This window comes from Alkalibacterium pelagium (assembly GCF_900109325.1).
Classification (GTDB): domain Bacteria; phylum Bacillota; class Bacilli; order Lactobacillales; family Carnobacteriaceae_A; genus Alkalibacterium; species Alkalibacterium pelagium.
On record NZ_FNZU01000010.1, the window covers coordinates 72,331 to 95,447 of the forward strand.

The window sequence follows — 23,117 nt, forward strand, 5'->3', positions numbered from 1 at the left end:
ACGTCATCTCCTGTCTTTCAAATAGTCCTGAAGTATATAATAGGACTGTTTCAGTCGCTCTCTGTATTCGGGGGCTTCCCAGTTCTCCCACGAGTACACAAGCGATTCGTTATCAGTGGGCAATTGCTGGATGATACTTTTATTTTTTACAGCCAATAGTTTTAATCCGATCCCATCAATCCATTCAGAACTTTCAAAACCATTAGTATAAAAATCGCCCATCACTTCTTTGTGACTGGGATCCTTAAAGTTAAGTAGCAGCCACGGAATTCTCACTTCATAAACGCCTCGTTCTTCGTCGTAGTAATAATCACTTAGTGAATCATAGTCAATATGTGATGGGTCTCCGATACCTTCTCTTAGCAAGCCAGTTTCATAGTAATCAAATGCTACCTCTTCTCCAGTCGATGGAATTGTCATCGGTTTAGACAAGACATAATGGACAGGGGTAAAGGCTCCACTGTTTCGTTCAGGTGCATCGTTACTTTCAAGATCGTTTCGTTCGACCCCATACTGGAAATAAAAGGGATCATAATAGCGGTCTATCCAGATTCTGCTCTGGTTTACCTGACTAAGCTCAATCATAAAATCTATACCTGTTTCAAACGAGGCAGATGAAAATCTGTCGATTGTCTGATTCCCCTGCTCAGGTATAGTATCCAGTAAAATTGCCAGGCTGTGTGCCGATGTCCATTTATCAGTATCCACTTCTGCTTTAAAATACAAATACGCTTCATCATGATCAACGCTTAATGTTCTGATTAGCCCCGACTCGTCCGTAAGCAAACTATCTGTGTCTGCCCACGTATCATCCGACCCATTCAATACGTGCTTGAATGTCTCGAATCCCAGTAAGCCAAATCGCTGCTCATTCGTCTGAACATTGGACCAGTATGGTCTCTGATCAGGGTTGTCGAGCTCCATGGTATTCCAGGTACGCTTGAACCATTCATCCTGCCAGGTGAAAACAAGTCCTCCTGCAGCGCCCTGTTCAAATAAATCATCAAATAGGCGGACGACTGTCTCTCCCTGTTCCTTTTCCGACATGAATCCCTGATTCCAGCCGAAAGGGTTTCTATGAGTCTGTCCCCTTGAAGCAGGGATACCGAACTCTGCAACGATGAGCGGCATTCTATGCGCAGTAATCAGATCGTTCAAGTAGCCGGCGTAGCTGTTTTCTTCTCCACGGTGATCAATAAAGGACAGGTACTCCGGATCGTGATTCAGAAAATCTGGATAGTAAGGGTACACATGATAGCTGGCAAAATAGCCGGCTTCCATTTCTTCTGTTTCGTAAATATGATTCGGATCCACACTAACCAGATCTTCCTCTACTGAGGGTTCTGACGGGTGATCAAGCAGATCCGTCGTCGGCCAGTTGGTAAAACTGACAGGCCTCATAGCCTGATAGGTCTGAGCTTCGTATGTGACCGTATAGTCCATCCGGGCAGCCAGCCATTTCTCAAATGGATTAGCTTCCTGAGTTTTGAAGTACTCTCCTTCAAATTCAGGCGTGTCTTCGTGATGATCATTCGTCTGCTCGACCATCCTCGGGTACCACTCTACACCTAAAATGTATCCGGCGACGTATGGTGAAATGTCATACGTAAAATTCCCTGATGCATGTCCTCGTCTTTCAGGAATTTCAGCCTGACCGTGAATCACATCCACGACATCTCTTATTTCAGCTTCAAATGTATCAATAATTTCAGGAGTATAAGCGTCCAGCTCTGTTTCCAGCTGCTCTTCTTCCACCCACACCCCATGCATGATGTAAATCGGTGTATCGCTGTTCTGATTATGCTGCCAGACAGCCTGGTAGAATTCGGGTGGGTGTATGGTATAGACTCGAATGACGTTGGCCCCCATGTCGTGAATCTGTCTGATCCATCGGGTGTACTCATCCAGGCTGATCGCCGCTTCTCCTGGCCAGGAACCAGGTCTGGCCATTCCCATATTGACGCCTGCAACATCCAGTATCTGCCAGTCGTCTTCTTTCAGAATTTCAAAGTCCTTTCCGTTAATGCGGGTAGTAACAGCAAGTTCGTTCGTTTCTGAGGCAATAACGTCTCCTGCTTCAGCATCAGTTTCTTCATTATCATTAGTGTATGTATCCTCTAGTATCTGACTGATCATTGGGAGATAGGCCCGATAGTAAAAGGCTTGGGTGCCTCTAAACTGAAGTCGGCTGATCAGTCTGTTCAATGCATCGAATCCCCTGTACTGGTAAACTGATGGTGTCTGTTCAAGATCCGCATAGTCACCAGCAAAATAGTAGCGTGGCGTTTCTATGCTTCCAGTTCGAGTCACCGCTGGCAGAATCTGATCGAATCCATATCCTTCCATCACTTCCACTCCTTTATCTGTCAGTCCAAGATCATATTCAGCAAGCACCTCTGCCTCTTCAGCAACTATGACATCAAACCAGTAGGCGTAAGTTGATATGAGGGTTTCATTAAAATAGTCGCGACCACTGTCAGTAAATCGGAACGTCACGCCTTCTCCTTCAAAATCCTCGCCAGCTGTCAGTACGATAACCTCATCTTCTTCACTGACGAATACGAGACCAGAATCCTTAAACGCCCATTCATTACCGGAGCGTGTTTCATAACTCGAGATGAGCCAGTCTGGAAGCTCATCCGTTTCAGTGGGATCTAGTTCTGTAAAGTACCTTCCGATCCATCCTGACCAGCTGATTCCAAGTAAAGATGTGAACTGCGTTCTGATTTCCGATTCTGTCGGGCTGGCGAAACTGTTAAATTCAGCTATCAGCGGTGTCTGAAGCTCCAGAACACGTCGTGAGATTTCCGATACGTCCTTCTGAGTCAACCCACCAGCTATCAGATCAGATCGTGACCCATCGACATGCCCGGTATTAAAGTCATTTTCATATACCCCGTATGTATCTGCAATATAAAGTAAGTCAGCCGGTTCATCCGCAGCACTTTCCAAATCCGTCAGACTGTAAGATCCATCATCTTGAGGGTGAAAGCCTATATAATCTTCGGATAAATCATAAGTATTTCCTTCACTAGTCAGATACTTGTAATGGTTCAGTGCCCATGTGATGCCGCTGTGTTCTCTGTAGCTCATATCAGGCACCGTTTTATCCACAATGAGTACATCCAGATGTTTTCCCGAGTCCACGTGCCAGAGCAGATACGGTAAAGCAGCTAATAGCACGGCAAGAAAAAGGAAAGAGTATAACAGTTTTCTTTTCATATATAAGTTCCCTTCATACTTCAGACCTTTCCTGCTGCTAAGATATGACGGTCGGGCTATCACTACGTTTTATACATCGGCACAGCTGTTCCAGTCTTAGAATAGTTTAAATTCGTAACGCTTTGGAGCAATTGTATCATATATACAGCACTATACTCGTATATTTATGTACATTATCTTACAGTTATTGACCTGATTTAACTATTTGAACCTCTTTGTATATTTTGAGTTAAAAATGTATAATAACAAGGCGCCTTTCTATATTATTTCTATCTACAAGATTATATTGAGAAAAAATTTATAGTTGGTATTAGTTTAACTTATATATTGCTCTTTAATTACGAAGTCATTCTTGACCTCCTGATCTGCCTGCAGACCTAATTAAGATGAAAAAAGACGGCTACCCTAAGGTCCGTCTTTTTTGCCTATTCAATTAGAACGCTACAGGAATGCTCTCGTCATCTTTCTTAAGTTTCAGTGTTACTTTTTGTGGCGTCAGTTTAAGAACCAGGATATTCGGATCGTCTTTCCCCTTATATGTGTCATCCATATAATCATTCCATGCCTGGTCAATAAGATCCTGATCCTGTGTCAGAGAAACGGTTGCTTCTATTTCAAGGTAATCCTTGTCGAATACGCCCTCTTCGTAGCCGATAAGTACGAAAGCATGATTGTTCGCTTCAATATCTTCTACTTTTTCAGTACGCTTATCCGTAACGGTATACAATACAAAATCATCACTTTTAAAGTCCATATAGCGTGCTACAGGTTTGTTTCCTGATACAGTCGCTAAAACGCCTACTTCATTCTTGTCCAAAATTTTCAATGCTTTTTCTTTTGCTTCTGTCATGTCTCACATCTCCTTCAAGGTTTGTTTATACTATGACAGGAATCAGGATGACAAGCAAAAAATCTGCCTGAACCCCTCTGTGGTCGAACGAGGTGTTCAGGCAGATTTTTATTATCCGTCTATATTTATCAACTGACTTTTTTCATAAAGTATTCAAGTACAGCAAAGTCATCAGTGAGTTCAGGATGGTGGGCCGTCACCAGCACATTGTTCTGTTCGGCCGCAACGATTCTTCCTTCCACTTCAGCAAGGACGGAGACGCCTGGTCCGACTTTCTCTATAAATGGGGCACGAATAAATACGGCTTCCACTGGTCGCTCGATCCCTTTAAAATCCAGCTTTGTTTCAAAACTGGCTACTTGTCTACCAAAGCCGTTGCGTTCAACTTCCATGTTTATGAAGCCCAGACGGAGATCCTGTGTTTGGTGACTGTCATCCGTGCTGCAGAGAATCAGTCCGGCACATGTACCAAAAATTGCATGTCCAGCTTGATGAAATTGTCTGAGTCTATCTTCCAGATGATGTTCGCGAATCAGACGCCCGATAGCTGTCGATTCGCCTCCAGGTATGATCAGTCCATCGATCATGTCAAAATCTTCTTCTTTCTTTACTGAAACAGCTTTGACTCCAATCTTTTCCAGCGCTCGAATGTGTTCTCGCACGGCCCCTTGAAGGTTCAGTACTCCAATCGTTTTAGTCATGGTTACCACCCACGGTCCTGCATGCGTTCGGATTCAGCCAAGTTACTGATTTCAATGCCGGTCATAGCTTCACCTAAGTCTTTGGAAAGTTCAGCCAGCAAGGTGTAGTCTTCATAATTTGTTGTTGCTCGAACAATCGAACGGGCGAATTTTTCTGGAGATTCAGACTTAAAGATTCCAGATCCCACAAACACGCCGTCAGCACCAAGGCTCATCATCAACGCCGCATCTGCTGGTGTAGCGACACCTCCAGCCGCAAAATTGACCACAGGCAGTTTTCCTAATTCTTTGACTTCTTTAACTAGGGTGTATGGTGCACCAATATCTCTGGCAAAGGTCATTAGTTCGTCATCTGACTTTGTCTGAAGGGTACGAATCTGACTGTTGACTTTACGCATGTGACGGACCGCCTCTACAATATTACCGGTTCCAGGCTCTCCTTTTGTTCTAAGCATGGACGCCCCTTCACCGATTCGCCTCAAGGCTTCACCGAGATCACGGCAGCCGCAGACGAACGGGACAACGTAGTCCGACTTCAGCAAATGAAATTCTTCATCTGCCGGTGTCAGCACTTCACTTTCGTCAATGTAATCCACACCCATGGCTTCAAGGATTCTAGCTTCAGAGATGTGTCCGATGCGGGCTTTGGCCATGACCGGTATACTGACAGCGTTCATAACTGCTTCTATAATTGTCGGATCAGCCATACGGGCGACTCCGCCTGCTTTTCGAATATCAGAAGGTACACGTTCCAAGGCCATGACCGCTACGGCACCAGCCGCTTCCGCAATCTTTGCCTGCTCAGCGTTGACCACATCCATGATCACCCCGCCCTTCTGCATTTCTGCCATTCCACGTTTGACTCGTTCAGTTCCAACTACTCGTTCGCTCATTTAAAGTCCTCCTGTATGCAATAGGTTTTTTACCATTGATAGTAGTATATTTTTTTTGGCTTCATATGAACACATCCAATTGGACTATATTTAACCCATCCAATTTATGCTATACTATTTTAAATAGGTAAAGGGGGATTCAAATGTGGGCACTGGATAGGACTGGCGATATGCCTTTGTATCAGAGCATCATGCAACTGATTGAACGTAAGATGAAGGAAGGTGTGCTGCTGCCCGGGGAACGTCTGCCTTCTGAACGAAAGCTGGCGGAATCCATGGGAGTCAATCGCTCAACCGTCATACGAGCTCTTGAGGAATTGACTGCTCAAGGTGTCCTTGTTCGTAGAAAAGGCAGTGGAACATTTATCAATGCGGATAAATGGAATCTTCAGACCAAGCCGCTTGTCAACTGGGGGGTATCTCCTGAGAATGATATTTTGAATAAACCGACTGCTTATGAAACTGCCGCAGCCAGTCGACGTGCTGATGGGTCTGGCTCTGTTCTCGATTTGTCAAAAGGCGTTCTGCCTCCAGATCTATTGCCTGATCTAGAGATTCCCAGTCTCCACTGGAGTGAGCTCGTCGAACAGGAAATCAGACAGTCGTCTTCTCATACAGGGATACATTCATTGAAGGAAAGCGTCCAGACGTATCTGAAGAAATCCTATCAGATGAGCGTTCCTTTAGAAGAAATCATGATCACTTCAGGCACACAGAATGCTCTTTTCCTGATTACTCAAGGTCTACTCAAACCAGGTGACGCTGTCGGAATCGAGGCTCCTTCCTACTTTTATTCACTCCGGCTCTTTCAGGCAGCGGGACTTCGAATCGTCCCCATTCAAATGGATGCAGAAGGCATGACGGTCAAAGGGCTTCAGGAAGCTTCACTGAAGTATCCTTTAAAAATGGTTTTTCTGAACCCGATTTTTCAGAATCCGACGGGTCTCGTCATGTCTCCACGACGAAAAGCTGAGATTCTTGATTACTGCCTGTTGAAACGTATCCCTGTAGTAGAAGATGACGCATACGGCACATTGAGTTTTGACCCTGATTTGGATAACCGTCCACTTAAAATGCTGGATCAGAATCAGCAGGTTATTTACCTCGGTACCTTGTCAAAACTTGCCGGACGTCACCTGCGAATTGGATGGATGGTAGGTCCTGAGGCTATATTGAAGAATTTGTCTTCAATCCGCGCTCAAATCGATTCAGATTTGAGTTTCCTTCCTCAGTTTATGGCGGATCACTTTTTACGTCATCAGATGGATCAGTATCAGGAAAAGATTATTCTTGAATTGCGTTTACGCAGTAGTGAAATGGAGAATTGGCTGAAAGAAACATACGGGGATAAGCTGATTTTTACACGAGCGAAAGGCGGGTTTCATTTGTATTGCCGCCTGAAAGATCCTGAACCTGGAGTGACCGATTCGTTTCTTACTAAGCTCTTGAACCAAGGGGTAATCGCCACAGAAGGGCGTCGATTCGGTAGCCAGACGGATGGCTTCCGACTAAGTTTTGTTAATTATCCAGTGGAAAAATCTGACTGATCAGATTTTTTCTTAATTTAGTTTGAAGTTTGGATGCGAATGTACCATAAATAAATATATGGTACATTCGTCTGTTCTTTTGATTGCCGAACGGTTCATAAATTTATTTATGGTACATTCACCACTTTTAATTCATCCGCAATAGACCATATATAGTTTTATGGTACATTCATCTGCCTGATTTATCATTCTATGCCTGCTTATACAGAAAAAAAGGTTATTTTGCCGAACATTCACTGCAAAACAACCTCTTTTTTAATTGTACAGAAGGATCAGTAAGATAATTAAAAGCGTCAGGAGTGCCGCAACAGGCATTCCCAGCTTAAACAAGGGTTTCTGGGTTTTGTGTCTGAACCGGTACATTGCTGTAAACGATCCGATACCTCCTCCTATGAAGGATGAGAGGATCAGGTGCTTTTCAGATATACGATATTTTCTCTTTTCCGCCCTCTGCTTATCTATATAGAATAACCCAAACGTGTATAAGTTGATCACAAATATAAAAGTCAATGTAATCATCTGGAAGTACGATAACTGCTGAAACATGGGTTCCTCCTAAAAGATTAGTCTTTTAAACTTTTTCAAGCCTACCGATTATCTTCTCATGATTTTGTCTCACTTTCAACAATTCGATTCATCAACGTTTTTGAAAATACTAAGATAACTGATTAGTACTCCGCTACTGATTCGTTTAATTTAACCAGAAAAATACGACTCGTCAAACTTTACAGACTTATCTTCCGTGTCCAACGTTGTTTCGATTCCGTAAGGCAACAGACACCTTGGGTAAGCATGCCCGAATGGCAGATTATACAGAATTGGAATGGTCTTGTCTTGCAAAATTTCTACAAGAACAGATTTATACTCCTCGTAGTGCACTTCGTTTTGAGGTTTTCCTACCAGAATACCATTAATGACTTCAAACAGTCCGTACTTTTTCAGGACGTTTAACATCTCTTTAAATTTATCCGGTGTCGGTCGTTCTTCACTTGTTTCGATAAAGAGAAGCGCGTTCTTCCATTCGTCAAGTGATGGGAAGACGTTAAATGTTTTAATGACATCAGCTTGCTCCTTGTAGCGCTCGCCTGTCAGACATTCAACTAAACTTTCGAGACAGCCTCCAAGCAGTTTTCCCGTGACATGGCCTTCTCCCTGAAGCACTTCAAACCCATTCTCTTCGACATGTGATTTACGGTCTTTTCCTAAGGCTCCTTCTGAAAAATCAATCCTCTCTTCGTACCACGTGTCGCTTTTTGGCACGCCGTCAAGTTCATGGCCTGCAAACAATCCCTTTACAATAGTTCTCGTGTAGGGGAGCAGTTCACTGCCCAATTCAGCGAAATCATTCAAGAAATTCGGTCCGTAAAAAGAAGTCATGCCTAAGCGATGAAACATCAGATGATTCACAGTGGTATCTGAGAAGCCGGTAAACAGTTTTGGTGAGGATTTGACATTTTCAATAAACTCATCGTCTTCCATCAGATAAGGAAGAAGGCGGTACGTATCGTCTCCACCGATTGCACAGATGATTCCTTTTATGGAGGTATCCCTGAACGCCTCTTTTAAATCCTCTGCTCTCCATTCAGGATATTTGTCCAGTGCATCCATCCCCTTGAGTGCATGAGGCATGAATACTGGAACAAGACCCAACTCTGTCAGACGATCAGATCCTAATTTTAACTGGTGCTCAGCAAATGATTCTCCTAGAATCCCACTAGATAAACTTACAACAGCGACCTTGTCTCCCATTTGCAATCCTTTAGGCTTTTTCATATTGCCCAGACTCCTTTACAATTTAATTAAAGAAAAGCCCTGCACAGACTAGCCGTGCAGAGATCTTTTATAGTTTAAACTGCTGATTATACAGATTGTAGTATGGCCCTGTATTCTTAATCAGCACATCATGTGTGCCTTCTTCGACAATGCTTCCGTTTTCAAGAACAATAATACGTTCTGCATTCTTTATAGTAGACAATCTGTGAGCGATAACTAAAGTGGTTCGTCCTTTTGCCAGCGTCTCCATTGATGCCTTGACGATGTACTCACTTTCATTATCAAGAGAACTCGTCGCTTCATCCAGAATAAGAATCGGCGGGTTTTTAAGAAAGACTCGGGCGATACTGATCCGCTGCTTCTGACCCCCGGAGAGTCTGACCCCGCGCTGGCCGACTTCTGAATCGTACCCATTTGGCAAAGCTAAAATAAAGTCGTGCGCATTGGCTTTTCTGGCCGCTTCAATCACTTCTTCTTCTGTTGCATCAGGTTTTCCGTAGCGGATGTTGTCTTTGATCGATCCTGAAAATAAATAGACATCCTGCTGGACAATGCCGATCTGCTCTCTTACAAATGGGAGAGACAGATGTCTGACGTCATGCCCATCAAGAGTGACACTACCATGGGTCACATCGTAAAACCGAGGAATCAGCTTGCTGATCGTTGATTTCCCGGCACCCGAAGCGCCAACTAAAGCAACGTATTCTCCAGGATTTATTTTCAATGTCAATTTTTCAAATACGGGCTGATCCGAGTGAGGATAAGTGAAGCCTACTTGTCTGAAAGATATGCTTCCTTCTAAGCTTGTCAAATCAGCTGGCTTATTCGGACTCTTAATGTCGGACTGAGTATGCATCAGTTCGCTGAAGCGCTGGAATCCCGTGAACGCATCCTGCATCATGGCACTGAATACAAGCATTCGTCTGATTGGCGCAACCAAAAAATCTATATAAAGCATGAAGGCCAGTAAATCAGCTAGATTCAAGGTTTCACCGATGATTAATGTCGCACCGTACAGCACGACAGCGATTGTAATAAACCGAATGAATCCTTCAACACCATTGTAAAGAGCCGTTTCGACTTTATACGTCTCTTTCCGGCTGTTTAAAAAGCGTTCGTTCTGCCTGCGAAACTTGTCGATTTCAAGTGTTTCATTAGTAAAAGACTGGACTTCCCGTACTCCGGACAAGCTGTCTTCTACCTGCGTGTGAATTTCTGCCATTTCCTTCTTGTTATCCATAAAGGTCTTGTTCATCTGCTTGTTGCAGAAATAAGTGAAGACAGCCATGAATGGAAGAAAAGCGACAATAACGAGTGTCAGTCTAGCATTGATGACCAGCAGAACAGTCACTGCCCCAATGAATCTGAGACCGAACAGAATCAGGTCCTCAATGCCATGATGGTACACTTCAGAAATTGAATAAAGATCATTGCCGATGCGACTCATCAGCTCCCCTGTCTTGACTTTATCAAAGTAGCTGAATGACAGGCGCTGAATGTGCTCGAAAAGATCGTTTCTCAAGTCTCGTTCCATCCGGGCACCCAGCATATGGCCTTTAAAGTCGAGCAGAAATGTAAAAATCTGCTGGAGAACAGCCAGACCAATCATCATGAGGCCGAACTGTATGACCTGGTCTTGAGCGTTCGTCAGATCGCCGGACAGCACATCTCCAGTAACGTGGCGGACAAGCAATGGAAAAATGAGTGCCAGTGCTGTGGACATGAAGGCATAAGTCAGTACAAAGCAGAGTTGCTTGAGGTAAGGTCTGTAATAAGAAACAAAATGTTTTATCGGAAAATTCATAAATGTGTTAATCCCTTTCAGTATGTGGTTTAGTGTTCACATACGAAGGGCGATGAGCCGTCTAGTTAAAACGTAGAAAGGTCCTCCCCTTCGTATCCTGCGGCGTTCATCTGAGTCTTTTGCATTGCGATCAATCCTCTCTTATGTAATGTTCTAATCATATCCTAATGAAATGAAACAGTCAATACAGTGTTAATAGGATATATTTTCATCATGCCTTAATCTAAAGAGACCGACTTTTCCCTTAAGCCGTTTTCTCCATTATTACCTTTTCCATTTCTTTATATGATGAGACTTCAAAATCGGGAATGATGTCTGATTTGTTCTTCAGATGTGAAGGGTTATACCAAATATTAGATAGACCGGCATTACGTGCACCTTGAATGTCGGATCTTAAAGAATCTCCAATCATGATGGTTTTCTGTGGGTCTACCTCTACGTTCTTTTCAAAGAGCCGATCAAAAAACTTTTTGTCTGGCTTAGCTACACCAATTTCTTCTGAAATAACAACATCATCGAATATTGATATCAGTCCAGTTCCTTTCAGCCTGTTCCACTGTGTGCCAGCCGTCCCGTTTGTTCCGGCTATGAGTCTATATTTTTGAGATTTCAATCGCTCAAGCATTTCTTTTGCCCCTTCAAGCACATGGAAATTTTCATTGAGATGACTACGATAATCCTGCTCAAGTCGTTGCCCGTCAGCCTCGAATTCGAAAACTTTGAATGTTTCAGAAAATCGGGTATTCAAGAGATCCTTGGATGACCCTCCATCTTCAATCTGTTTCCAGATTCCACTGTTCACTTTCTTAAATGTTAAGAGCCACTCTTCATAATCGATATGGTCCGGTGAATACGCTGAGAAAACTTTACTCAGTCCGGACTGCTCTCCCTTCTTGAAATCCAGTATCGTATCGTCTAAATCGAAAATTAGTGTATGTGTCATTTTAATCGTTGTTCTCCTTGCTATTTTATTTGTTATCTAAACCCTTGAGCTTATCGTTACTTATCTATATTTATCAGCCTGCCAGCTGTCCCACTAAGGTGAAATGGATTCAGACACTATTGAGCGCAGTTGCTCCCTGTCCTTATCAGGGACGGATTCAGTTAGTCGCGCAGCTGCGAGTATGGGCAGCCACTCCAGTACGGATGCTTTTTCAACTCCGCTTTTAGAACAGTATAAATCTAAGTACTTTTGCGCTATTTGTCTATCATAACTCAAATATAATAGATAACTTCTGCACGCATCCGCTTTGGGACTGCCGGCTGTCGCATCGACCCAATCTATGATCATACATCCTTTTTCAGTCTGAATAACATTGAAGAGGTGAAAATCACCATGGCAGAGTTGATTACCCATCGGCATATTCGACAGTTTATCCAGCAGATTTTTTCTGCACGTTTCTTCAATACCATTTGCTTCACCAATCTGTCTGGCTAACTTAACCTTCATATGTTCGATACCTTCTACCGAATAGCTCTGTACCCTTACCTGCTCTTTAACAGAAAGCAGAAGCAGATCCTCAATCTTATCTGGATTGCTCAGGAAGTCTTCTCCCAGTGTCTTGCCTTCGACGTAAGCCATACGAATCATCTGACGCCCATCGGTTCTGGTGACCTCTTTCACCTCAGGTACATTTCTTAGTAGAGAATAAGCTGTACGCTGTTTACGCGCTTCTTTTTCTGCTTCGGTATCAGGCAGAAAATCTTTGAACACTTTTATGATGTCTTCTCCTGATCGATACACATCCGCCGTATTGCCACTGGCGATCGGGCCTCCCACAATCATCTGCTCATCTCCTTATTCATTCGTTAATAGTGCCAGATATCTAATGCTCCTTATGGGCATTATTACATCATGGCGCTTTACTTCAATATCTGAAACTGATACTTTAATTATAGGCATACTTTTACATATTCAGCCAAACTTTTTCAAATAAATTCAAGAAGGAGTTTTATCAATGAGTGTCACTGTTAAACGCAGCACCCAGTCCTTCAGTTACCTCCTCAATATAGCAGTAAAAATGCAAGGGACGACAATTGATCGACTGGCACCAGGTGAATCTGTTACCTTTGAAGTAAATGATCCGGGAGATACGATCTCGCTCAAATCTTTTTTCAGTAGCCGGGACGTTCAGGTAGCCGACGGAGATACGATCGAACTCTTCAGAAATAACAAAGTGATGGCACTGAGAATTCTGTCTAGATTTCTCCTTGCGGCTGTCATACTAGTTACGGGGTTCAGACTGATTACTTCACTGACTGTCATGATTCCATTAGCAGCAGTCGCAATTATTCTGTCTTTTTATATAGATTTCTTCATTCCTGATTACTTAGTTGTTAAAACTAAGGGAGAAGAAAAGGACCATATGTGACTGTCCTGTATATTCGATCAGTCATTGAAGAAACAAGTAGGTTCAGGCATGGTTTTGCGGGGTAATTGCAGAATCATGTCTTTTTTGTTTACTATTTTAATCATGAATCTAATGGGAATGACCGCCAATGGGTCATATCTCGTACTTATGAACCATTAAGGTAGAACATAAGTCGACGAACGGTTCATAATCATTGTTATGGTCCATTCGAACTAACTTAAAAAGGACAAATGAACCATATCTTCTGGTTATGACCCATTCATCCCTATTTAACCGCCAAGTTTACTTTCCGCCGTTTTAACTTTGTAAAATGACTAGACAGAACCTTGTTTCAAGGTTCTTCCTTATATCCTACAGCCGACTATAGCTTCAGTACATAAGTTCGTTCCACGAAGGAGTCCTCTATATCGAACAAGTCAAGGTACTTTTTATCATACACCCAGTACCAGCCAGAGTCTGTCATGTATGGCATGTCCTTGCCATCAGGTGATTTTACAAGAATTCTTTTACCGACAGGATCCGGCTCAAAGGACCCGACTCGCTCATCATTATCTTTCAGCGTCCCTTTTACTCTAAAGCTTTCAGTTAGCAACTCTGCACCTATTTTTTTATACAGGGCGTTTGCAGACGGATCGTCCCGAGTGAAAATTGTTAGATAGTCTATTCCCTTTTCTCTTAATTCACTCACTACATCATTAATGAGGCTCTGAGCAATACCCATTTTCTGGTGATCAGGATGAACAGCTATGATATCCATGTATGATCCTTTATCTAAATGAGGAACATAATGGTCGTGCTGGCTGCGCTCATCGTCGTAAATGCCTACGTCCAGAATACCGATAACCTCATCCTCATTGTTTACCGCAATGCGTTCAATAGCTTCTGCATATCCTTCTTCTTCAGTATATGTATCCTTCTCAGCTTCGATCTGGTCTTTGAACTGACTGTACAGGTAGGATAATGCTTTGCATCTGATCCAGCTGTCTTCATACTTTGAATCGTACGGTTCAATCGTATAGTCTGTTTTCATTTGATTCTTCTCCCCGTTCATACTTCATTTCCCATTGCTAAGACCAGTACGGCCCTAGTCAGGATTTTATGTAATTCTGATTTATCTTCTGACTTATTCAGTATAACTGACCGAAATGTGTTTGACTATGTGAATCAGTAAAAGAAAAAAAACCCGCATAAACTAAAATAAACCAGTCAATGCAGGTCTATAAATTTACTATCTCATCAACGAGCCCCCGGATATGATGACAGCTTCTCCAACAATATTTTCGGCTGCGTCAGTCAGCAGGAAGAGGATTGTATTGGCTACATCCTCTGGGGTTGAAATGCGACCGGACGGCAAGCTTTCATTCTCGATCTTCAGCTGTTCTTCAAAGCTGCGTCCGTGTCTTTCCCCTTTGGATTTTATGCCGTCTCTACCCATTTTTGTATCGACGAATCCTGGACAGACTGCGTTCACACGAATATTATGCTCGATCGCTTCCAGTGCAAATGACTGGGTAAACCCGTTAAGGGCAAACTTGGAACCGACATAGGCCGTGCCACCGACTGTTCCTCTCAAACCTGATAATGAAGAAACGTTAACTATGGCCCCTTCTTTATTTTTCTTCATCGAATCATATAAGCGCTGGGTCAGCAGGATCGGCACAGTGAAATTCAAATGCATCACACGTTCCAGTTCTTCCTGAGTCAAGTCTTCAAGTACGCCTCCGCCTGTCATGCCGGCTGAATTAACCAGCAGAGAAACCGGACCAAACGAATTTTCCGCAGACTGCACCAGCTTTTCCCGATCTGATGCGTCTGCCAGATCTGCTACGACAATATTAATCTTAGCATCTGAGACATCTTTCAAAATCTCATCCTTCAGATCATTCAGAACGTCTTCTTTTCTGCCTGTGATCGTCACATCCGTACCCATAGCGGACAGACCTTTTGCAGTTTCATACCCAATCCCACCCGTCGCTCCGGTGACTAATGCATGCTTACCTTTAAAAACCTCTGTTGAAAAAATAGACATAACCATCCTCCTATAATTGTGAAGTCTCGTCATGTCTATCTTAACTGATTTGATTTAATTATATAAATATAAAGCATTTGGAAAACATGTTTCTAAGCCATTTCTTCTACAATACCTTTTTTCATTAGCACGGGCTGGACTTTTCTAATGAAATAGCCCATCAGTGGACCGAAGAACAGCATCCCGATAATCGTTCCTTCTCTGACCGGTGAACTTAATCCGAATGTGAAAGTGAGTGCAATAGAAGCGATGATAAATATAATATCTACGAGCTGTCTGATGGCTGCAAACTTCATCGGAACAGCTCTCGTCAAAGCCAGACAGAAACTTTCAATAGGAAAGGTCACCAGGTTCAGTACCATGACCATACTCACCGAAAAAGTTGCCAGGACCAGTGCCAGAAAATACGTCCCCAGTGATGCAATGTAAGTGTCAAACTGGAGCGAAGCGAACAAGGAATAATAGAAATAGTTGACCAGCATCCCGATCAGTATACTTAAGGGAATCTGGAGAAACCGGCTGAAGCCAAATTCTTTCTTCAAAATGATGAACTGACCTAGAACACAGAGCAGATTGAATACCATAGCGATCGTTCCAATACGAATCCCTGACAGGACGGACAGCGACTGAGTCATCGCATCAAAGGCTCCGACCCCGACCGATGCTCTAAGCATTAATGAGATTGCCAGTGCGACCGTTGCTGAAAAAAGTGATAGCAGTGCAAAGCGTTTATAATTGACCATTTAATTGTCATCTCCAAATCAATATATTAAAATTCTGGCTAGTGAGTGCCAGATAATTGAATATGTACAAACTTCAGTACTTTAATACTTAACCTAAATTATACGACAATCATAATGTTTTACAACTATATTCCTCTATTTGTTCTTTATTCATATTAACATCTACGGCTTATACCTGTTTAATTATCAGCTAGTATCTGATGTGAAAATATGGTATTCTACTATAAGCCAATTGAATAGACAGTTCGTGACCATCCTGTCGAAAAACAAAACTAGGGAACGGCAGCTGATAACTGCCTTATTTTAACGTCCTAGCTAACTGACTAGAGACGTTTTTTTGTTTTGCCGGACTTATCTGACCATTCAGATAGCCGCGGAACACATTTTAATTGGAGGTGATTGATATGAAAGAGACTGCACTTAAATCTAACCAAACACGTAAACTGACAATTTCTGCAATTATGATCGCTTTATATGTTGTCATTATGGCAACGACGTCCACCTTTTCTTTTGGGGCGTATCAGATCAGAATCGCAACCAGTCTTTATGCTCTTTCTTATTTTTTCCCTTTTCTTGTTTTTCCACTTGGTCTGGCTAACGCACTATCCAACTTCTTTTTCGGCGTACTGGGACCGATCGATGTACTAGGCGGATTCATTATTGGTATTTCAGTATCAGGGGCCATCGCACTGATCAGACGGTTCAACCTGCCACGCTGGCTAGTGGCTTTACCTATTATATTTATTATAGGTTTTGGTGTTCCTGCTTATCTGGCTATCCTTCTTGATGTTCCTTACTGGGTACTGGTAGTGAACTTGCTGATTGGTCAACTTATCCCAGGTATCGCAGGGGTTATATTAACACAAGCCCTAGAAAAACCACTTAAAAGTAGAAAGGTGATTTAATGACTGGACGAAATGAAAACGAACTGACGGGCCTCTCTCATTTAGGCAACCAGCAAGTCAGTTACAGTATGGACTATGCACCAGAAGTCCTTGAAAGTTTTGACAACAAACACCCGGATAACGACTATTTTGTTAAATTCAACTGTCCGGAATTTACCAGCCTCTGTCCGATTACCGGCCAGCCTGATTTTGCGACGATCTATATTTCCTACGTCCCGGGTGAAAAAATGGTAGAAAGTAAATCTCTCAAACTTTACTTGTTCAGCTTCAGAAATCATGGGGACTTCCATGAAGACTGCATGAATATCATCATGAAAGACCTGATCAAACTGATGGATCCGAAATACATCGAAGTTTGGGGTAAATTTACTCCTAGAGGCGGCATTTCGATCGACCCTTACTGCAATTACGGTAAGCCTGGTACACGCTGGGAAGACGTGGCATGGAACAGACTGGCTAACCATGATCTGTATCCAGAAACCATCGATAACAGATAGTTAACAGAGAAAAGACCTACTAACTAAGGCACTGATCAATCGATCGCTGTCACTTAGTGAGAAGGTCTTTTTTTATGACTGTCTTTACTTCCAGACACGCTCTTTAGCAAATATTTCCTGAACATAACCGATGATTGAAATCGGGCTCATCACGAGCTGGTAGAATAGAACGAATACGACAAATCCGAATCGATTGATTCGAATCTTCAGGTTGAGATCTTTAAATACGCGTCTCTGATAGACAAACAAGATATAATTCTGAAGCATGGCCAGAGGCAGGACGAGCAGCGTCATCGGCCCGATAATCCAGAAAATGCCAAACATTGCTAGTACTAGACCAGGAATCCATGCGAATGTGTATGCTGTATCCAGAAACGGCATGAACAGATTGATACTTGTAAGAAAGCGGATATACCGGATAGGCTGCTGCCATGGTTTTACGGCTTTCAGCCCTTCGACCATGCCTCTAGCCCAACGGCTTTTCTGCCTGTAGAAGTGTTTGAACTGAATAGGCACTTCAGTAAAGGCAACGGCTTTAGGTTCTCAGAGGATCATTTTTCTAATGTTTTTCCCTCCATAAAATCCAATCTAAAAAAGCCCGAAACTCCTAGCGCCGCATGCCTCTCGCAGTCAATCTCAAAAGAGAGATACTGATGCCCTAGCATTAGTGACATGCCAGGTCTTAAGTTATCAAACATATAAGTTGTCAAATCATTTAAGTGCTAATTTTTCTCGAGTGGTACTGTCTCAAAAACTGTTTCGAGTCTAAATTGGATGGTGTTTTTCATCTTTTGCGTCCTTTCCTCTTTAATAGATCGACTCTTGATTTCTTGTTAAAAACAGGAAATGCAGTATACTAATTATATACTAATTGAAGGAGCGGATACTATGTCAGAATACGATGTTCCAAAAGTTTGGGAATGGAATAAAGATGAAAAGAATCAGTTCGGGAATCAGCCGGTCGCAGGAAGTCGCTTTGAACAGACACTTCCCGTCGGAGAGGCACCCTTACAAGTTTACTCATTGGGCACACCTAACGGACAGAAAGTTGCGATCATGCTGGAAGAACTGAAAGATGCCGGTGCTCAAGGTGCCGATTATGACCTATACTTAATTAATATTGGTGAAGGTGATCAGTTCGGAAGTGACTTTGTCGCAATCAATCCCAATTCCAAAATACCAGCCATGATGGATTACTCTTTGGATAAGCCCCTGCGTGTGTTTGAGTCTGTCAATATCCTATTATATCTTGCGGAAAAATTCGGGCAGTTCATACCGGATGATCTGGCAGAAAAAACAGAACTGATGAACTGGCTGTTCTGGCAGACAGGAGCAGCACCTTATGTCGGCGGTGGATTCGGACATTTCTATCACTACGCGCCAACCAAGCAGGAGTATCCAATCAACCGCTTTACGATGGAAACGAAACGTCAGCTTGACTTGCTGGACAGACATTTGGCTGATAAGGATTATATCAATGGGGACACCTATTCCATTGCAGATATGGCAATTTGGCCTTGGTATGGCCGTCTGGTCCAGGGCAAACTGTATGGTAATGCAGCAGAATTCCTGAAAGCAGATGACTACACTCACTTGAAAGAATGGGCAGACCGCATTGGCGAAAGACCAGCAGTCAAACGTGCGCTTGATTTGGATTACAAAGCTATTAAATAATATCTCAGATAAATAGAACCCCTCGAGCAGACGACTTTATGGTCAAGTCTGCTCGAGGGGTTTTTGAAGATTCTTCTTAAAGATTTTATCTTATCCGATGGACTCTCTCCTTTTTCATGTATTAATTAGTATAAGCGCGATGATGGTCATGGCAATCGCCAGCTGATTCTTGGCTGCAATCTTTTCTTTGTAAATAAGTAAGCCACCCAAATTAATCAGGACAATGCTTCCCGCACTGTACATTGGAAAGGCCACTGATGTGTTTACAGTTTCCAGAGACATGATCAAGAAGTAGGAAGAAAATAAATTAGGAATGCCGACCGCAAAGCCAATGAGAATGTCTCGGTATGTTGCTTTCCCTTTAATACGTAGAGTATAGGTCACACTGATGATAAAAGCGACGAAAAATACTGAAAAGAGAAATACGTCCTTGTACTCATTCAAGGCATACTGCTGGTATATTTTGTTAGAGAATTCTGCCATGCCTCCAAATACAAATAGGAGTAGTAAAGCCGGCTTAAAGTCAAGTGTCTTGATGGAGCGCTTTGATAAATTGACCACAACGATTGCGACGAGTGACAGCAGAATCCCGATCCACTGAACAGCAGTAGGAAATTCTCTCCAAATAATAATCGAGAAAATCATAGGAATCAGTATGCCCAGTTTTGCTATCGTACCGGATATCCCCACGCCATTATCCTTTACGCTCTTCTGATAATAGACAAAAGACAAGAAAAAGAATACTCCTGCCAAACTCCCTACAAGTATCCCCCATATTACACTTGCATAAGGAGAAAAAAGACTCGGTTCATTGCCTGACAGTATGTACAGCTCATTAATGAAGGAACCTTCCCTGTCCACATCAGATAAGAGTCTCTGGTACATGATCATGATCAGACTCGTGACACTGGCAAAAAAGTAATTGGCACTTGTAATAACGTATCTGTTCGTAAACGTGTTTTCAGTGTATTTGAATATAAGTGCAATAGCTGCACTGCATATAATTGCTAAGGATAAATAACCCATAGTTCCCCCTGTGACTCTTTTTTTCAATTAATAATAGTTCAATGCTATTTTTAAGTATAACACTTAAGGAATCTTCCTTATCAGAACTTTTTTCAAGAAGCAGACAATAAATATTAGTCATTGGTATAGCTTTATAATGAGAAAAAGATTATTATCAAGTCATGGAAAGATATCCGACAATGTTTGTAAAATTTGAAAAGAAGGTGTTTAATGAAAACCGAGTTTAGATATACTCTATGGATATTGTTTAATCTGATTTTAGCTTTTGGTTACATATTTTTGTTTCTCCGTTATGACAATGCTTTTTCGGATATGCTGCTGTTCTATCTTTTGCTTCACCCACTATTCAGTTTAATTATCAGTATATATGCTTTCAAAAAGATCAAGACTGAGAACAGGTCTTTTAAACCTGCTGGAAAACTATTCATTATCAGTTTGTTAGTGATCAGTTCATATGTAAACTACTCCTACTTTTTCTCTGACAAGATGGGGACAATGACGACGACATACAGCATTATAGACAAGTCAACTGATCAGGATAGTAATCAGACTACAGTATTCGATAGGTCATTTAATACTGAATTGACTTTTACACTCGATAAGGAAGTGTTTGATGAGATTGAGGCACATCCGGATATAGAATACTTGATCAGTTACAGATATGCAGAAGTAGGAGAACAGGTGAACACTACCTTAGTGAGATTAACTCTTCATCCCGTCGATAACAGTTAAATACGGGCCTTTACTGGAAACATAATTTATATACTTAAGCCGAGCACACGATTATAGTTTAAATGTGCCCGGCTTATTAATTTTCATACTAATGTCTGAAAAGATGAAATTGAGTATCCATTTACTATTTCATTAACATAAGCTGTATCCCTCGAGTGAGAATATATAACATCAAGGCAGCAAAGAAAACGAGTCTGATAGTAACATTATTAAATAATACGAGTAGTATAATAGTAGTCAATACTGCTAGAAGGAATTCAGAACTATATTTTATGAACTGAATAGCCATCTCACTTGCATGCGGCTCTTCGCTAAACTGCCATCTTTTCCCCAACATGAAACTTTCTTGAGGATATAGATACGAGAATACCAGCAAAACGTATACAGGAATCAATAAAATTATTGAGATTATATTCTCAGCCAAATGATCACTCCCTATGTATGACATGTCATATTGTAAGCTTAGCATAAAGGGGTTGAGTTGTTCCAAAAAGAAGGTCTATAACAGTCTGACTGATCGGTTCATATTTCCATCTTATCAGCTTATGTAAATAAACATGTTTTTCAATCATGCTAAGCCTACCTATCTTATATTTCTAGAAACTAACTTCGATTCATTTACCATTGCACAACATTAATGAAGTTAATTACATTTAGCATGAGGGCTCAAAATTAGTGAAGTTTCTTTTCGACCCACTTTACTATTATATATTCATCATCAAAAATAGTATTACTGCGATGGTCAGGATTATAGATCTATACTGTATAACCTTTTTTTGATTTTACCCTCAGCAGTAATTGCAATACAATCATATTATAAGTCTTCATTTTAGATATTCTTTTTTCCAATTTCATTATTATAGTATCAGATCCTAAAAATGAATACTGTTAATCTACTCTTTGTCGCAAAAAAGAAACGAAGATTTATGATCTTCGTTTCTTTTAAAATTTTTATCCTACTGACCCTTCCATCTCATAAGAAATCAGACGGTTAAGCTCAACGGCGTATTCCATTGGGAGTTCTTTGGTAAATGGTTCAACGAATCCCATCACGATCATTTCAGTCGCGGTTTCTTCGTCGAGTCCTCTACTCATCAGGTAGTAGAGTTGTTCTTCAGATATTTTAGATACTTTCGCTTCGTGCTCGAGGGCCACGTTTGAGTTGTGGATCTCGTTGAAAGGAATCGTATCTGATTTAGATAAGTCATCCATCAGGATCGTGTCACATTCGATGTGCGAAATAGATCCACCGGAATTTTTACCGAATGTTACTTGTCCACGGTAGTTTACTGTTCCACCATCTTTAGCGATGGACTTGGATACGATCGAGCTGGATGTGTTTGGTGCATTGTGGATCATTTTAGCACCAGTATCCTGAACCTGACCTTCTCCTGCCATAGCAATGGACATCGTTGTTCCACGCGCGCCGCGTCCGTTCAGGTGGATTGATGGGTATTTCATGGTCGTTTTCGCACCAAGGTTTCCATCGATCCATTCAACTGTCGCACCTTCTGCAGCGTGAGCACGTTTTGTTACCAAGTTATATACGTTATCTGACCAGTTCTGAATTGTCGTGTAACGGCAGTACGCATCTTTTTTAACGATGATTTCTACAACCGCTGCGTGAAGCGAGCTGGTTGAGAATGTCGGTGCTGTACATCCTTCGACGTAGTGGACGCTTGCCCCTTCGTCGACAACGATCAGGGTACGTTCAAACTGACCCATCATTTCGTTGTTAATACGGAAGTACATCTGCAGTGGCACGTCACACTTAACGCCTTTAGGCACGTAGATGAATGTTCCACCAGACCAGACTGAAGAGTTCAGTGCAGCCAGTTTGTTATCTGTTGGAGGAACCACTGTCCCAAAGTGCTCTTTAAAGATTTCAGGATATTCTTTCAAAGCTGTATCTGTGTCTGTAAAGACGATGCCCAGCTTCTCGAATTCCTCTTTCATGTTGTGGTAAACCACTTCTGATTCATATTGTGCACCAGATCCGGCAAGGAATTGACGTTCCGCTTCCGGAACTCCTAGGCGGTCAAAAGTTTCTTTGATTTTATCCGGTACATCGTCCCAGCTGCGTGCAGGGGCTTCACTTGCTTTACGGTAGTACGTATAGTTGTCGAAATCGACATCTGACAAGTCTGCTCCCCATTCAGGCATTGGACGGGATTTGTAGTGGTCGTATGATTTCAGACGGTAGTCGAGCATCCATTCCGGCTCGTTTTTACGAGAAGAAATGTCACGGATAATATCTTCGTTCAACCCTTTACCCGTATCGTAGACGGCGTCGACCCCTTCGTCGTGAAATCCGTATTTATATTCTGTTTTCTCAGGTACTTGAGACAT

At 42.1% G+C, this 23,117-nt stretch carries 20 protein-coding genes and 1 pseudogene; 6 read left to right on the plus strand and 15 right to left on the minus strand.

Features of this window, described 5'->3' with window-relative positions:
• Positions 1 to 3: 3 nt before the first annotated feature.
• The 4 genes from BMX79_RS08840 to pdxS all read right to left on the minus strand — a co-directional run bounded on the left by BMX79_RS08840 (position 4) and on the right by pdxS (position 5,666).
• Positions 4 to 3,222, minus strand: coding sequence for a hypothetical protein (locus tag BMX79_RS08840; protein WP_091481734.1), 3,219 nt, complete (start codon positions 3,220 to 3,222; stop codon positions 4 to 6).
• A gap of 433 nt (positions 3,223 to 3,655) precedes the next feature.
• Complete coding sequence (locus BMX79_RS08845; RefSeq protein ID WP_091481736.1) at positions 3,656 to 4,072, minus strand: pyridoxamine 5'-phosphate oxidase family protein; 417 nt, start codon at positions 4,070 to 4,072, stop codon at positions 3,656 to 3,658.
• A gap of 128 nt (positions 4,073 to 4,200) precedes the next feature.
• On the minus strand, positions 4,201 to 4,773 hold the full coding sequence (gene pdxT, locus BMX79_RS08850) for a pyridoxal 5'-phosphate synthase glutaminase subunit PdxT (protein ID WP_091481739.1): 573 nt from the start codon (positions 4,771 to 4,773) through the stop codon (positions 4,201 to 4,203).
• Positions 4,774 to 4,775: 2 nt separating this feature from the next.
• Positions 4,776 to 5,666: a pyridoxal 5'-phosphate synthase lyase subunit PdxS gene (gene pdxS / locus BMX79_RS08855; RefSeq protein ID WP_091481742.1), complete on the minus strand. Its 891-nt coding sequence runs from the start codon at positions 5,664 to 5,666 to the stop codon at positions 4,776 to 4,778.
• 143 nt (positions 5,667 to 5,809) lie between these two features.
• Between pdxS and BMX79_RS08860 the strand changes: the two genes are divergently transcribed.
• Positions 5,810 to 7,213, plus strand: a complete 1,404-nt coding sequence (locus BMX79_RS08860; protein WP_091481744.1) for an aminotransferase-like domain-containing protein — start codon at positions 5,810 to 5,812, stop codon at positions 7,211 to 7,213.
• A gap of 255 nt (positions 7,214 to 7,468) precedes the next feature.
• Here the strand turns inward: BMX79_RS08860 and BMX79_RS08865 are convergent, their stop codons facing one another.
• From BMX79_RS08865 to BMX79_RS08885, 5 genes are all read right to left on the minus strand, one after another.
• Positions 7,469 to 7,759 (minus strand): DUF1294 domain-containing protein, encoded by a 291-nt coding sequence (locus tag BMX79_RS08865; protein ID WP_091481747.1) that lies wholly within the window; start codon positions 7,757 to 7,759, stop codon positions 7,469 to 7,471.
• Positions 7,760 to 7,909: 150 nt separating this feature from the next.
• On the minus strand, positions 7,910 to 8,986 hold the full coding sequence (locus BMX79_RS08870) for a S66 family peptidase (RefSeq protein WP_091481750.1): 1,077 nt from the start codon (positions 8,984 to 8,986) through the stop codon (positions 7,910 to 7,912).
• Positions 8,987 to 9,053: 67 nt separating this feature from the next.
• Positions 9,054 to 10,790 carry an ABC transporter ATP-binding protein gene (locus BMX79_RS08875; RefSeq protein WP_091481752.1) on the minus strand — a complete coding sequence of 579 codons (1,737 nt, stop codon included), beginning with the start codon at positions 10,788 to 10,790 and terminating at the stop codon, positions 9,054 to 9,056.
• Between the two features lie 244 nt (positions 10,791 to 11,034).
• Positions 11,035 to 11,733, minus strand: a complete 699-nt coding sequence (locus BMX79_RS08880) for a YjjG family noncanonical pyrimidine nucleotidase (protein WP_091481755.1) — start codon at positions 11,731 to 11,733, stop codon at positions 11,035 to 11,037.
• Between the two features lie 93 nt (positions 11,734 to 11,826).
• Positions 11,827 to 12,576, minus strand: coding sequence for a phosphotransferase family protein (locus BMX79_RS08885; protein ID WP_091481757.1), 750 nt, complete (start codon positions 12,574 to 12,576; stop codon positions 11,827 to 11,829).
• Between the two features lie 172 nt (positions 12,577 to 12,748).
• Between BMX79_RS08885 and BMX79_RS08890 the strand changes: the two genes are divergently transcribed.
• Positions 12,749 to 13,162: a hypothetical protein gene (locus BMX79_RS08890; RefSeq protein WP_091481760.1), complete on the plus strand. Its 414-nt coding sequence runs from the start codon at positions 12,749 to 12,751 to the stop codon at positions 13,160 to 13,162.
• 361 nt (positions 13,163 to 13,523) lie between these two features.
• Here BMX79_RS08890 and BMX79_RS08895 read toward each other — a convergent pair whose 3' ends face one another.
• The 3 genes from BMX79_RS08895 to BMX79_RS08905 form a co-directional block, all read right to left on the minus strand.
• A complete protein-coding gene (locus BMX79_RS08895; RefSeq protein ID WP_170231012.1) occupies positions 13,524 to 14,192 on the minus strand; it encodes a GNAT family N-acetyltransferase in 669 nt (222 codons plus the stop codon).
• A gap of 198 nt (positions 14,193 to 14,390) precedes the next feature.
• Positions 14,391 to 15,191 (minus strand): SDR family NAD(P)-dependent oxidoreductase, encoded by an 801-nt coding sequence (locus tag BMX79_RS08900; protein WP_091481766.1) that lies wholly within the window; start codon positions 15,189 to 15,191, stop codon positions 14,391 to 14,393.
• 92 nt (positions 15,192 to 15,283) lie between these two features.
• Positions 15,284 to 15,934: a YczE/YyaS/YitT family protein gene (locus BMX79_RS08905; RefSeq protein WP_091481769.1), complete on the minus strand. Its 651-nt coding sequence runs from the start codon at positions 15,932 to 15,934 to the stop codon at positions 15,284 to 15,286.
• 404 nt (positions 15,935 to 16,338) lie between these two features.
• Between BMX79_RS08905 and BMX79_RS08910 the strand changes: the two genes are divergently transcribed.
• A complete protein-coding gene (locus BMX79_RS08910; protein WP_091481771.1) occupies positions 16,339 to 16,839 on the plus strand; it encodes a QueT transporter family protein in 501 nt (166 codons plus the stop codon).
• Positions 16,839 to 17,336, plus strand: coding sequence for a preQ(1) synthase (queF, locus tag BMX79_RS08915; RefSeq protein ID WP_091481774.1), 498 nt, complete (start codon positions 16,839 to 16,841; stop codon positions 17,334 to 17,336). Before BMX79_RS08910 ends, queF begins: the two co-directional genes overlap by 1 nt.
• Before the next feature lie 84 nt (positions 17,337 to 17,420).
• Here queF and BMX79_RS08920 read toward each other — a convergent pair.
• Positions 17,421 to 17,858, minus strand: a pseudogene (locus tag BMX79_RS08920) (hypothetical protein); the annotation flags it as partial.
• Positions 17,859 to 18,224: 366 nt separating this feature from the next.
• Here BMX79_RS08920 and yghU point away from each other — a divergent pair.
• On the plus strand, positions 18,225 to 19,010 hold the full coding sequence (gene yghU / locus BMX79_RS08925) for a glutathione-dependent disulfide-bond oxidoreductase (protein WP_091481780.1): 786 nt from the start codon (positions 18,225 to 18,227) through the stop codon (positions 19,008 to 19,010).
• Between the two features lie 114 nt (positions 19,011 to 19,124).
• Here yghU and BMX79_RS08930 read toward each other — a convergent pair whose 3' ends face one another.
• Positions 19,125 to 20,036, minus strand: a complete 912-nt coding sequence (locus tag BMX79_RS08930; RefSeq protein ID WP_091481782.1) for a hypothetical protein — start codon at positions 20,034 to 20,036, stop codon at positions 19,125 to 19,127.
• Positions 20,037 to 20,246: 210 nt separating this feature from the next.
• On the opposite strand from BMX79_RS08930, the gene BMX79_RS08935 reads away from it, so the two are divergent.
• Positions 20,247 to 20,768, plus strand: a complete 522-nt coding sequence (locus BMX79_RS08935) for a hypothetical protein (protein ID WP_091481785.1) — start codon at positions 20,247 to 20,249, stop codon at positions 20,766 to 20,768.
• Positions 20,769 to 21,719: 951 nt separating this feature from the next.
• Here the strand turns inward: BMX79_RS08935 and sufB are convergent.
• Complete coding sequence (gene sufB, locus BMX79_RS08945) at positions 21,720 to 23,117, minus strand: Fe-S cluster assembly protein SufB (protein ID WP_091481790.1); 1,398 nt, start codon at positions 23,115 to 23,117, stop codon at positions 21,720 to 21,722.